Below are 12,869 nucleotides of genomic sequence, written 5' to 3'. Positions count from 1 at the left end.
CTCTCGCGGGAGTCCCACTTTGGCGAATCTAGCACGACGTCGGAGTCAAGCAGGTCATTGGCCGTGGGCACTCAGTCGCCGATGTGGCAAGTCGGCTCGGTAAATCGATCCACAGTCTTCAAAGCTGGCGATAGTGGCATGTGAATCCATAGTCCACGCGCCCGGTGGCAACGGCTCGGGCATGGGCATGGGCATGCGTCCATGAAAAAAACTTCCGCGCTGCGCGCTCGCCGGGCTTGGCCCGGCGCTACCGTAAAAACGAAAAACCCCGGCGTTTGCCGGGGTTTTCGCGACAGACCTGATCGGATCGATCAGAAGTTCATGTCGAAGGCGACTTCGCCCTTCACGCCCACCTGGTAGGCCGAGGCGCGGCGTTCGAAGAAGTTGGTCAGTTCCTGCACGTCCTGCAGCTCCATGAAGCTCAGCGGGTTGCGCACGTTGTACTTGCGCTCCATGCCCAGGCGATGGAAATGGTTGTCGGCGCAGTGCTGCAGGTACTGGCGCATGTCACGGGTGGAGATGCCTGCCACGCCACCGGACAGCACGTCCTCGGCGAACTGCACTTCACACTCGATGGCCTCGGCCAGCATGTCGTAGACATCCTGCTTCATCTTGTCGTCAAACAGGTCCGGCTCTTCCTCGCGGATCACGTCCACGCACTCGAAGGCGAACTCCATGTGCGCGCTTTCGTCGCGGAACACCCAGTTGGTGCCCGAAGCCAGGCCGTTGAGCAGGCCGCGCGAACGGAAGTAGTACACGTAGGCGAAGGCGGCGAAGAAGAACAGGCCTTCGATGCACGCCGCGAAGCAGATCTGGTTGAGCAGGAACTGGCGGCGCTCTTCGCGGGTCTCGATGCGCTTCAGGTCCTGGATCGAATCGATCCACTTGAAGCAGAAATCGGCCTTCTTCTTGATCGAGTCGATGTTCTCCACCGCGGCGAAGGCTTTGACGCGCTCGTCCGGATCCGGCAGGTAGTTGTCCAGCAGGGTCAGGTAGAACTGCACGTGCAGCGCTTCTTCATACAGCTGGCGCGACAGGTACATGCGCGCTTCGGGCGCGTTCAAGTGCTGGTACAGGTTCAGCACCAGGTTGTTGGACACGATCGAATCGCCGGTGGCGAAGAAGGCGACCAGGCGGTGGATCAGGTGGCGCTCGCCCGGCGACATCTTGCTGTGCAGGTCGCTGATGTCGATCTGGAAGTTGATCTCTTCCACCGTCCAGGTGTTCTTGATCGCATTCCGGTACATGTCATAGAACTGCGGGTAGCGCATCGGGCGCAGGGTCAGTTCAAAACCGGGATCGAGCAGCATCTGCTTGGGCTTGTCGGCCATGGGTGTTTCCTTGTCTTCTCGGGTCAAAACGCCGGGCATGGCCCGGCGCTACCTTGTTATTTCCGTAGTCGAGCAGCAGTGCCGACCAACGGTCGGCACCCACCGCGCGTTAATCCACCGCGCGGTGTTACTGGCAGGCTTCGCAGGCTTCCGGGTTCTCCAGCGAGCAGGCGATGGCCTCCTCCGGGCTGAACACCTTTTCCGGCGCAACGCTGGCCGTGTGGCTGACGGTGGTCTTGGCGATCTTGGTGGCCGGACGCGAACGTAGGTAGTAGGTGGTCTTGATGCCCTGCTTCCAGGCGTACATGTACATGGAGGACATCGCGCCGATGCTCGGGCTTTCCATGAACAGGTTGAGCGAGGCGGACTGGTCGATGAAGGCGCCACGGTCGGCGGCCATGTCGATCAGCGAACGCATCGGCAGTTCCCATGCAGTGCGGTAGACGTGGCGCAGCGTTTCCGGAATCTGGGTGATGGCCTGGATCGAGCCGTCGGCCAGCTTGATCGCATCGCGCATTTCCGGGGTCCAGTGGCCCAGCTTCTTCAGCTCGTTCACCAGGTAACGGTTCACCTGCAGGAAGTCACCGGACAGCGTCTCGCGCTTGAACAGGTTGGACACCTGCGGTTCCACGCACTCGTAGCAACCGGCGATGGAGGCGATGGTGGCGGTCGGGGCGATCGCGATCATCAGCGAGTTGCGCAGGCCGTGTTCCTTGATGCGCTCACGCAGGGCATCCCAGCGCGCGGCATCTTCCGGCACCACGTTCCACGCATCGAACTGAAGCTCGCCGCTGGCCGCACGGGTGTCGGCGAAGGACGGGTGCTTGCCGCGTTCCTGGGCCAGTTCGACCGAGGTTTCCAGCGCGTGGAAGTAGATGGTCTCGGCAATCTTCTTCGACAGCGCGCGGGCTTCGGCGCCATCGAACGGCAGGCGCTTGCGGAAGAACACGTCCTGCAGGCCCATGCAGCCCAGGCCGACCGGACGCCAGCGCAGGTTGCCGCGGCGTGCCGATTCGATCGGGTAGAAGTTCAGGTCGATCACGCGGTCCAGCTGGCGCACGGCCAGGCGCACGGTGTCGGCCAGCTTGTCGAAATCGAACTCGCCGTTGCCGTCGAAGTGGTTGCCCAGGTTGATCGAACCCAGATTGCACACCGCGGTTTCTTCAGCCGAGGTGACTTCCAGGATCTCGGTGCACAGGTTGGACAGGTGGATCACGTTGCCGGCGCGCAGGGTCTGGTTGCTGGCGCGGTTGCACTTGTCCTTGAAGGTCATCCAGCCGTTGCCGGTCTCGGCCAGGGTGCGCATCATCCGCGAGTACAGCTTGCGCGCGGAGATGGTGCGGTTGGCCTTGCCCTGTGCTTCGGCCTGCAGGTAGGCGGCCTCGAAGGCTTCGCCGAACAGATCGGTGAATTCAGGCACCACGCGCGGATCGAACAGCGACCATTCCTGGTCCGATTCGACACGCTTCATGAACAGGTCCGGGATCCAGTTGGCCAGGTTCAGGTTGTGCGCACGGCGCGATTCGTCGCCGGTGTTGTCACGCAGCTCGAGGAAGTCCTCGATGTCGGCGTGCCAGGTTTCCAGGTACACGCAGGCCGCGCCCTTGCGCTTGCCGCCCTGGTTCACCGCAGCCACCGACGAATCCATGGTCTTCAGCCACGGCACGATGCCGTTGGAGTGGCCGTTGGTCGACTTGATCAGCGAGCCACGCGAACGCACGCGGGTGTAGCTGACGCCGATGCCGCCGGAGAACTTGGACAGCTGGGCAATGTCGCCGTACTTGGAGTAGATCGATTCCAGCGAATCCTGCGGCGAGTCCAGCAGGAAGCACGAGGACAGCTGCTCGTGGGTGGTGCCGGAGTTGAACAGGGTCGGGCTGGACGGCAGGTAGTCCAGGTTGCCCATGCGCTTGTACAGCGCCAGGGTTTCCGGCACGTCCTCGCTCAGCGCGCTGGCGATGCGCAGGAAGAACTGCTGCGGGGTCTCGATCACCTTGCGGGTGTGCGGGTGGCGCAGCAGGTAGCGGTCGTACAGGGTACGCAGGCCGAAGTAATCGAAGTTCAGGTCCAGCGAGATGTCGATGGCATCGTTGAGCTTGCGTGCGTTGGTCTGCACGAAGTTCAGCAGGCGGTCGTTGATCAGGCCCACTTCGTGGCCACGACCCACGGACTGCGAGAACGCGTGGATTTCCTGGTTGGACACTTCCTTGGCGATGAAGTTGGCCAGCAGGCGCGCGGCCAGGCGGCCGTACTCGGGCTCTTCGCCGATCAGCAGCGCCGCGGTGCGGATGGACAGTTCGTCCAGCTCCTGCGTGGTGGCGCCGTTGTACAGGCCGGAAATGGTGCGGGTGGCCACACGCATCGGATCGACGGCGTGCAGGCCTTCTGAGGAACGCTGCACCGCGCGGACGATCTTGTTCAGATCCACCAGTTCGGTCGTGCCATTGCGCTTGGTCACACTCATCGCGTTGGACGTCGGCGGCGACGTCAACAGGAATTCGCTTTCCTTCTCGATGGTGGCGCTGGTCTCGGTGGTCACGGCGTGTGTCCTCTTGGCGTGATGGATGGTGGCTCGGAGCATCGGGTGACGCGGCCCGGGACATGACAGCCCAGGGTGGCAGACCGGTGTCGCAGGGATTGAGACCCTGCGCCTGTGGCTGCCGCTGGCAGTGCTGACCGGTGCCGCTGCGGGCATGGAGGGCGTATCACCGGAGGGTCCGGCGATCCATTCCATGGACCCGGCGGCTTGGGGTCCCCACAACCGACAGCCACAAGATAGTGGGGGTAGTGGGGCCCGTCAACGCCAAATGTAGTGAAATTCGGCAATCCCTTGCGCCGCAAGGATCGTGCCAGCGGCGCCCGGTTTGGACGCTTTGGACCTGCTGGAACGGGCTGCGCAGTCAAGCCCGAAAAGCGTCGTGGTAGCGGTAATCAGCACCCCACCAGCAGAACAATGCCAGCTTCACATGACAGGACCACGCAGGCGAGGGACAAGTCTGTGGATAGGTGGTGGGCAGACAGTGGGCAGCCGGTGGACGGGGCGGCATCAGGTAGTGCCGGCCGCTGGCCGGCAACATCATGCCCATTGGAAACATCGAGCAGATGCCGGCCAGCGGCCGGCACTATCCCTCACGCCCGGTGCGGGGTACCCAGGTACTCGGCGCTCTGCATTTCGATCAGGCGCGAGGCCGTGCGCTCGAACGCGCCCTGCAGGCGGGTACCGGTGTACAGCTCGACCGGCGAGGTGCTGGCGGTGCAGACCAGGTTGACGTGGCGGTCGTACAGTTCGTCGATCAGATTGACGAAGCGGCGCGCGGCATCCTCGTTCAGGCGATCGAAGGCCGGAATGCCGCCCAGCAGCACGGTGTTGAACTCGTGCGCGATCTCGATGTAATCCGACGGCCCACGCGGGCCTTCACACAGCGCGGCGAAGTCGAACCAGGCAATGCTCTTGCCACGCGCGCGCACCGGGATCTTGCGGCTCTCGATCTCGATGTTGCCCGCCTTGGCCGGTTGGCCGCCGCTCAGTTCGCCCCAGCGCGTGGCCAGCCAGGTGTCACTGTCGGCGGCCAGCGGCGCGCGGTACACCGGCGAGCGGGTCAGCGCGCGCATGCGGTAATCCTCGGTGCCCTCGGCGTACAGCTCCACGCAGTAGCGCTGCAGCAGGCCGATGGCCGGCATGAAGCTCTCGCGCTGCAGGCCGTTGAGGTACAGGTTTTCCACCGCCGTGTTGGAGGTGGTGACCAGGGTCACGCCCTCGGCGAACATCCGCTCCAGCAGGCGCGCCAGCAACATGGCATCGCCGATGTCGGTGACGAAGAATTCGTCCAGCACCAGCACGCGCAGGTTGCTGCGCCATTCCTGGGCGATCTTCGCCAGCGGGTCGCTCTGGCCCTGGTGCTCGCGCAGGCGCTCGTGGACGTTGCGCATGAACCGATGGAAGTGGGTGCGGTACTTCTGCTTGATCGGCAGGCCGTCGTAGAACAGGTCAACCAGGAAGGTCTTGCCGCGGCCGACGCCGCCCCAGAAGTACAGGCCCTTGACCGGCTCGGGCTTCTTCCAGAACGAGGACAGGCGGTCCAGCCAGCCGTCCTCGGCGCTGTCCACTAGGGCCAGATGGATCCGGTCCAGCTCGGCCAGGGCCGCATGCTGGGCCGGGTCGTTCTGCCAATCGCCGCGTTCCACCCCGGCCGCATAACGCTGCGTCGGGGTCAGTTCCACCTCGCTCATGCCGCCGTGCCCAGCCAATGCTTGACGCCGTGGGTGAGCGCGCCGCGCAGGTCGATCAGCTTGCGGTGGAAGAAGTGGCTGGTTTCGGGCATGCGCACCAGTTCATGCGGGGCATCGAGGGTGTCCAGCCACTGGAACACGGCCTGCGGGTCGACGATTTCATCCCGCTCGCCCTGGATCACCAGCCAGCGGGCCGGCGGCGCGATGCCATCGAAGTCCCAACGGCCCGCCGGCGGCGCGATCGAGATCAGCGCTTCGGGCTGCAGCTCGGCGGCAGCCTTCAGCGAAACGAACGCGCCGAAGCTGAAACCGGCCAGCCACAGGCGGTCGTCCGGGCGCTGCTGGCGGACCCAGGCGGTGACGGCCTTGAGGTCCTCCTGCTCGCCCACGCCATGGTCGAATTCACCGGCAGAGCCGCCGACGCTGCGGAAGTTGAAGCGCACCGTGGCAATGCCCAGCTCGCGCAGGGTGGTGGCGGTCATGGTGACCACCTTGTTGTGCAGGGTGCCGCCTTCGGTGGACAGCGGATGGCAGATGACGGCCACGATCGGCTGCATCGGCACATCGGCCTTGGGCAGGTCGACGACCACTTCCAGCGGACCAACCGGGCCATCCAGCACCAGGCATGCGGTTTCGCCAGCGGCGACAGGGAACGAGGGCTTGTGCATGGCACCATGATAACGTCCCCCGCCCCAGCCCTGTGCCCGCCCCATGTTCTACCTGTCCCTGGCCGTGATCTGCAGTGTGCTGGTTTCGGTGTTGTTGAAGCTGGCTGGCCGTCGCCAGCTGGATGTTGCACAGATGGTGACCTGGAACTATCTGGTCGCCGCGACGATGACAGCAGTGGTGTTGCAGCCGCCGCTGGACGCCTTGCGCGCCCCGCATGCGCCGTGGGTTTCGCTGCTGGCACTGGCGGTGGTGCTGCCCTCGATCTTCCTGGTGCTGGGCCGCGCGGTGGCGGTGGCCGGCATCGTCCGCAGTGACGTGGCGCAGCGCTTGTCGCTGCTGCTGTCGCTGGCGGCGGCGTTCCTGTTCTTCGGGCAGACCGCAACGCCGTGGAAGCTGGTCGGGCTGGGCCTGGGCCTGCTGGCGATGGTGGCCATCAGCCTGCGCTCGCGCGGTCCCGCGGTGGCCGCTTCAGCCGGCGGCTGGGGCTGGTTGCTGGCCGTGTGGGCCGGCTTTGCGGTGGTGGATGTGCTGCTGAAGCAGGTGGCGCTGTCGGGCACGCCGTCGATGGCCGCGGTGCTGGCCAGTTTCAGCGTGGCCTTCGTACTGATGCTGGCGCTGCAGTTGTGGCGGCATTTCAGTGGGCGCAGCCGCCTGGCCTGGCGCAACCTGGGTGCGGGTGCACTGCTGGGCCTGCTCAATGGCGGCAACATCCTGTTCTACGTGCATGCGCACCAGTCGATGCCGGACAGCCCGGCCACCGTGTTCGCCGGCATGAACATCGGCGTAGTGGTGCTGGGTGCGCTGGTGGGTGTGTTCGCCTTCGGCGAGCCGACCACGCGCTGGAACCGGGCCGGCCTGGCGCTGGCGGTGCTGGCGATCGGGTTGATCGCCTGGGGGTAAGTGATGCCCGGGGTCAGAGCCCATTCCGTGGGAATGGGATCCGACCCCGGCGAGGGCTTACTTGTCGAAGCCCAGCAGCAGCGGGTCGTGGTCGGAGCTGCGCCACGGGCCCTGCACGTTGCGGCCCTGGTAGCCGCTGGCGTCCTGCTCGTCGGCATTGCTGTGCCACTCGGCGGCGCCGGCGAGTCGCTTGACCATGGTCGGGCTGAGCAGCGCGTGATCGAGGCGGCCGGTGTAGCCGTTGTAGACGTAGCTGTAGGGCTGTTCGACCTTGGCCACCTTGAAGGCATCCTGCCAGCCCAGGTCGTGCAGGGTGCGGATCGGATCTTCCATCGCGTAGGCGTTGAAGTCGCCCATCAGCACCACGTCCTTCACCTTCAGGCGCGCGGCTTCGGCCTGCACCCAGGTGTGGAGCTGCCTGGCCGATTCCACGCGGGTGGCGTTCCAGCAGCCCTGCCCGTCATTGCGGTCGGCGTCGGCGCCACTGGCATCACGGCAGCCCTTGGACTTGAAGTGGTTGGCGACCACCATGAACGGTGCGCCCTTGCCCTGGAAGGCCTGTGCCAGCGGCGCACGGCTGTGTTCGACGAAGGGACCGTCGAGCTTGGTCAGCGGCGTGCCGAGCGGCTTGAATTCGCTCTTGCGGTAGATGATGCCGACGCGGATCGGATTGCTGCCGGGGCCTTGGCCGGCATCGACGAACGCCCACTGTTTGTCTGCGGCGAGGCTGGCATTGAGCGCATCCACCAGTTCGGCGATGGCCGACTGCGGGCCATAACCGTCGTTCTCCAGTTCCATCAGCGCGGCGATGTCGGCGCCCAGCGCGTTGACGGTGGCGACCAGCTTGCCGACCTGCGCCTTGTGCTCGTCCAGCGTGCGCGCGCCGCGCAGGGTCGGGAACCCACCGCCCTTGCCGTCACCATTGAAGAAATTCTCCAGGTTGAACGCGGCGATATGCAGGCTGCCGGGCACGGTCGGCACGGCCGGGCGCTGCAGGTCAGGCAGCTTCAGTACACCATCCACCTGCAGGCTGGGCCGGCCCTGCGCGTCCACGCGCACGGTGCCTTCCACGTTGCGCAGCTGCATGCCGGTACGCAGCACCGGGTTGCCCGGCAGGTAGGCGACGCTGGCCGGATCACGCACATTGCTGCCATCGTCCAGCAGCAGGCGGCGGCGCTGGTTGTCGGCCATCACCTGTTCGATCCCGGCACTGCCGGGCGCGGCCACTTCGGTCGGCTGCCACAGGCGGCCATCGAAGGCGACGGTGAGCTGGCCGAAGCGTTCCAGGCCATCGGTGCCGGCCAGGGTGAGCGGCGCGGCGATGCGCACGTGCTGTCCATCCAGTGCACGCCAGTCGGCCGGCGCGGCGGCCAGGGTGACGGTGGCTGGGCTGCGTGGCGCAGGCGCCGAGGTCGGCGCAACCTGTGGCTGGGCCTCATGACCTTCACGCGATGCGTGGCTGCCGGCCAGCGGCCGGCACCACCAGCGGCCGCGGCGGCGTCCGCTATTTCAGATTGCCCAGCATCCAGTCCACGGTGGCGTGGATCTGCTCCTCGGTGAGCGCCGGGTTGCCGCCCTTGGGCGGCATGATGCCGCCGTCGGGGCCGGTGTAGCCCTCGATGGCGTGCTTGTAGAGGGTGTCCTTGCCCTGCGCCAGGCGCTTGTCCCAGTGCGAGTGGTCCAGCGTCGGCGCCATGCCCACGCCAGTGGTATGGCAGGCGGTGCACAGGTTGTCGAAGATCACCTTGCCGTCCTTGGTACCGCCGTAGGCCACCTGCGAGGCGGCCTTGGCCAGCGCGGCGGCATGCGCTGCAGCCTGCGCGGCCGCGCCGGTGCTGCCGGCGTACACCGCACCGGTAGGCGAAATGCGCTGTTCGGTGCGTTTGGCGGCGGTGGGCGACACCTCGGGCGGAATCCGGGTGTGGATGAAGGCGGCCAGGAGGATCAGACCGAGGGTGATGGCCATCAACAGCGCGATCACCATGGAGAAGCGTTTCAGGAACTCCAGATCGTAATTCCGCACTCTTCGTTACCCCTGGCTGATAGTCGTTGGACCACGGCTGAGCGACTGCGTGATGGGCCGAGTATAGAACGCACGCCGCGCACGACAACAGGCGTCAGGGCTGGTGCGGCGCAGCATGCGGCGGCACCCCGACGAACGCGCAACAGCGGCATCACCCTGCGCCAACAGCCCGCAGGCAGAAACTGCAGATGGCCTCGACCAGTGCGTCCTCGTCGCGGTGCGCTTCGCGGCTGGGCGCGGTCGGGCCGACCATCGCTTCGGTGAAGGCACCCACCAGGCAGGCGGCGGCAGCATGCGCGTCCTGCGCCGGCAGTTCACCGGCCACCACGCCCTCTTCCACCAGGCGCAGGAACACGTCACCGAAGGCACGACGGCCGCGCATGCGCTCGGCTTCCACATCCGGATCCACCGGCTCGACGATGAAGGCATGGGCCAGGCCCGGGCCGGCCAGGGCACGGCGGACGAAGGCGGTGATGGCCTGGCGCAGGCGCACGCTGGCCGGCTGCGGCGCACTGGCGATGCGCTCCATGATCGCCACCTCATGGGCCACGGCAGCGTTGAGCACTTCCACGAACAGCTCGGCCTTGGACGGGAAGTGGCGGTAGATCAGGCCGGTGGAGACCCCGGCCTGGGTGGCCACGGCGGTTACCGGCGCGTTGCGCCAGCCGCCGGTGGCGACCAGTTCGCGGGTGGCCAGCAGGATCCGTTCACGGGCCCCGGCCAGGCGTTCTTCCATCAATGCTGAGCGTTTGTAGGCCATGTTCTGAGTCTGGTTTCAATTTTTGAATTTGTATTCACTTCTTACCCGAACCCCGCTACGCTGGGGTCCAATCGCCCGCGCGGGCCGCTGCTGTGAACGGCCGCCCGCTTCCCCTTCCGGGTGCGTCCATTCCCCACCTTCCCTCGTGGAGCCATCGCAATGCACGTGCCATCCCTGAACTTCGACCTCGGCGAAGATATCGACCTGCTGCGCCAGAGCGTGGCCCATTTTGCCGCTGCCGAGATCGCGCCGCTCGCGGCCGAGACCGATGCGACCAACCAGTTCCCGTTGGCACTATGGCCCAAGCTGGGCGAGCAGGGCCTGCTGGGCTTGACCGTGGAAGAAGAATACGGCGGCACCGGCATGGGCTACCTGGCCCACGTGGTGGCGATGGAAGAAGTCTCGCGTGCTTCCGGTGGCATCGGCCTGTCCTACGGCGCGCATTCGAACCTGTGCGTGAACCAGCTGCGCAAGAACGGCACCGAGGCGCAGAAGCAGCGCTTCCTGCCGGACCTGTGCAGCGGCGCCAAGATCGGTGCGCTGGCGATGAGCGAACCGGGCGCGGGTTCGGACGTGGTGTCGATGAAGCTGCGCGCGGACAAGCGCGGCGACCGCTACGTGCTCAACGGCAACAAGATGTGGATCACCAATGGCCCTGACGCCGACGTGCTGGTGGTCTACGCCAAGACCGACATGGACGCCGGTGCCAAGGGCATCACCGCCTTCCTGGTCGAGAAGGGCATGAAGGGCTTCTCCACCGCGCAGAAGCTGGACAAGCTGGGCATGCGCTCCTCGCCCACCTGCGAACTGGTGTTCCAGGATTGCGAGATTCCCGAAGAAAACGTGCTGGGGGCGGTCGGCGGCGGGGTGCGCGTGCTGATGTCCGGCCTGGACTACGAGCGCGTGGTGCTGTCCGGCGGCCCGCTGGGCCTGATGGCTGCAGCCATGGACGTGGTCATGCCGTACGTGCACGAACGCCACCAGTTCGGTGAGCCGATCGGCAGCTTCCAGCTGATCCAGGCCAAGATCGCCGACATGTACGTGGGCCTTGGTGCCTGCCGCGCCTATGTGTATGCCGTGGCGCGCGCCTGCGACCAGGGCCGTACCACCCGCCAGGATGCGGCCGGCGCGATCCTGTACGCCGCCGAGAAGGCAACGTGGCTGACCGGCCAGGCGATCCAGATCCTTGGCGGCAACGGCTACATCAATGAATATCCGACCGGCCGCTTGTGGCGCGACGCCAAGCTGTATGAAATCGGCGCCGGCACCTCGGAGATCCGCCGCATGCTGATCGGCCGCGAACTGTTCCAGCGCACCCTGTAAGGCACCCCATGAGCATCCTAGGCAGCCAGCTGCAACCGGGCAGCGAAACGTTTGAAAGCAACCGCGCGGCGATGCAGGCCGTAGTCGACGACCTGCACGCCACCCTCGCCCGCACCGCCCTGGGTGGCAGCGAGGCGGCGCGGGCCAAGCACACCGCACGCGGCAAGCTGCTGGTGCGTGACCGCATCGATGCGCTGCTCGACCCGGGCAGCGCGTTCCTGGAGATCGCACCGCTGGCCGCGCACGGCATGTATGACGATGCCGTGCCCGCCGCCGGCGTGGTCGCAGGCATTGGCCGGGTGAGCGGCGTGGAGTGCGTGATCGTGGCCAACGATGCCACGGTCAAGGGCGGCACCTATTACCCGGTGACAGTGAAGAAACACCTGCGCGCGCAGGAGATCGCCGAGCAGAACCACCTGCCGTGCATCTACCTGGTCGATTCCGGTGGCGCCTTCCTGCCGCTGCAGGACGAGGTGTTCCCGGACCGCGACCATTTCGGCCGCATCTTCTACAACCAGGCCAATCTCTCCGCGCAGGGCATCCCGCAGATCGCCTGCGTGATGGGCAGCTGCACCGCCGGTGGTGCCTACGTGCCGGCGATGAGCGACGAGACGGTGATCGTGCGCGAGCAGGGCACCATCTTCCTCGGCGGCCCGCCGCTGGTGAAGGCGGCCACCGGTGAAGTGGTGACGGCCGAAGAACTGGGCGGTGCCGACGTGCACACGCGCATTTCCGGTGTGGCCGACCACATGGCCGACAACGACCTGCAGGCGTTGGCACGGGTGCGCGCGATCATCGCCCAGCTCAACTGGCGCAAGCCCGAAGCCGCGATGGCACTGCAGCCGGTGGAAGAACCGCTGCTGCCGGCGCACGAACTGTACGGGGTGATCCCGGCCGATACGCGCAAGCCCTACGACGTGCGCGAAGTGATCGCGCGACTGGTCGACGGCTCGCGCTTTGACGAGTTCAAGCCGCGCTATGGCGCCACGCTGGTCACCGGCTTCGCCCATCTGCACGGCTATCCGATCGGCATCATCGCCAACAACGGCATCCTGTTCTCCGAGTCCGCGCTGAAGGGCGCGCACTTCATCGAGCTGTGCACCCAGCGCAACATTCCGCTGGTGTTCCTGCAGAACATCACCGGCTTCATGGTCGGCCGCAAGTACGAACAGGGTGGCATCGCCAAGGACGGGGCCAAGCTGGTGATGGCGGTGGCCTGCGCCAAGGTACCCAAGTTCACCGTGGTGATCGGTGGTTCGTTCGGTGCCGGCAACTACGGCATGTGCGGCCGCGCGTACTCGCCCAACTTCCTGTGGATGTGGCCGAACGCACGCATCGGCGTGATGGGCGGCGAACAGGCCGCCAGCGTGCTGGCCACGGTCAAGCGTGATGGCATCGAAGCCAAGGGCGGGCAGTGGCCGGGCGAGGAAGAGGATGCGTTCAAGGCACCGATCCGCGACCAGTTCGAGCAGCAGGGCCACCCGTACTACGCCAGTGCGCGCCTGTGGGACGACGGCGTGATCGATCCGGTCGATACCCGCCGGGTACTGGCCCTGGCCTTGTCGGCCAGCCTCAACGCTCCCCCGCAGCAGACGCGCTTCGGCGTGTTCCGCATGTGACCTGTGCCATGACC

The 12,869-nt window shown here is 66.1% G+C and carries 10 protein-coding genes; 3 read left to right on the top strand and 7 right to left on the bottom strand.

The genetic code is table 11. The features are described from left to right. Window positions 1-311: 311 nt before the first annotated feature. From AB4Y98_RS06325 to AB4Y98_RS06310, 4 genes are all read right to left on the bottom strand, one after another. A complete protein-coding gene (locus AB4Y98_RS06325) occupies window positions 312-1,331 on the bottom strand; it encodes a ribonucleotide-diphosphate reductase subunit beta (RefSeq protein WP_025875781.1) in 1,020 nt (339 codons plus the stop codon). Between the two features lie 127 nt (window positions 1,332-1,458). Continuing rightward, window positions 1,459-3,870, bottom strand: coding sequence for a ribonucleoside-diphosphate reductase subunit alpha (locus tag AB4Y98_RS06320; RefSeq protein ID WP_033832762.1), 2,412 nt, complete (start codon window positions 3,868-3,870; stop codon window positions 1,459-1,461). 590 nt (window positions 3,871-4,460) lie between these two features. Beyond that, on the bottom strand, window positions 4,461-5,561 hold the full coding sequence (gene zapE / locus AB4Y98_RS06315; RefSeq protein ID WP_059064012.1) for a cell division protein ZapE: 1,101 nt from the start codon (window positions 5,559-5,561) through the stop codon (window positions 4,461-4,463). Next, window positions 5,558-6,229 carry an alpha/beta hydrolase gene (locus tag AB4Y98_RS06310; RefSeq protein WP_442243999.1) on the bottom strand — a complete coding sequence of 224 codons (672 nt, stop codon included), beginning with the start codon at window positions 6,227-6,229 and terminating at the stop codon, window positions 5,558-5,560. The genes zapE and AB4Y98_RS06310 overlap by 4 nt, the downstream gene beginning before the upstream one ends. Before the next feature lie 43 nt (window positions 6,230-6,272). Between AB4Y98_RS06310 and AB4Y98_RS06305 the strand changes: the two genes are divergently transcribed. After that, the gene (locus AB4Y98_RS06305; RefSeq protein WP_312786610.1) at window positions 6,273-7,130 is read left to right on the top strand and encodes an EamA family transporter; all 858 of its coding nucleotides are present in this window, start codon (window positions 6,273-6,275) and stop codon (window positions 7,128-7,130) included. A gap of 57 nt (window positions 7,131-7,187) precedes the next feature. On the opposite strand, the gene AB4Y98_RS06300 is transcribed toward AB4Y98_RS06305, so the two are convergent. The 3 genes from AB4Y98_RS06300 to AB4Y98_RS06290 all read right to left on the bottom strand — a co-directional run bounded on the left by AB4Y98_RS06300 (window position 7,188) and on the right by AB4Y98_RS06290 (window position 9,913). Continuing rightward, a complete protein-coding gene (locus AB4Y98_RS06300; RefSeq protein WP_442244042.1) occupies window positions 7,188-8,600 on the bottom strand; it encodes an ExeM/NucH family extracellular endonuclease in 1,413 nt (470 codons plus the stop codon). Between the two features lie 34 nt (window positions 8,601-8,634). Next, window positions 8,635-9,153 (bottom strand): c-type cytochrome, encoded by a 519-nt coding sequence (locus tag AB4Y98_RS06295; protein ID WP_088100772.1) that lies wholly within the window; start codon window positions 9,151-9,153, stop codon window positions 8,635-8,637. A 151-nt stretch (window positions 9,154-9,304) separates the two neighbouring features. Next, a complete protein-coding gene (locus AB4Y98_RS06290; RefSeq protein WP_442243998.1) occupies window positions 9,305-9,913 on the bottom strand; it encodes a TetR/AcrR family transcriptional regulator in 609 nt (202 codons plus the stop codon). Between the two features lie 159 nt (window positions 9,914-10,072). Between AB4Y98_RS06290 and AB4Y98_RS06285 the strand changes: the two genes are divergently transcribed. After that, window positions 10,073-11,236 (top strand): isovaleryl-CoA dehydrogenase, encoded by a 1,164-nt coding sequence (locus AB4Y98_RS06285; RefSeq protein ID WP_312787401.1) that lies wholly within the window; start codon window positions 10,073-10,075, stop codon window positions 11,234-11,236. Window positions 11,237-11,244: 8 nt separating this feature from the next. Continuing rightward, window positions 11,245-12,855: a carboxyl transferase domain-containing protein gene (locus AB4Y98_RS06280; protein ID WP_032978141.1), complete on the top strand. Its 1,611-nt coding sequence runs from the start codon at window positions 11,245-11,247 to the stop codon at window positions 12,853-12,855. Window positions 12,856-12,869 lie beyond the last annotated feature (14 nt).

Origin of the sequence: Stenotrophomonas sp. 2YAF26, from assembly GCF_052114625.1 — a bacterium.
In the GTDB taxonomy this organism is placed as follows: domain Bacteria; phylum Pseudomonadota; class Gammaproteobacteria; order Xanthomonadales; family Xanthomonadaceae; genus Stenotrophomonas; species Stenotrophomonas indicatrix.
The sequence above is the reverse complement of the archived record's forward strand: the minus strand, read 5'-3'. Positions and strand labels throughout refer to the sequence as shown.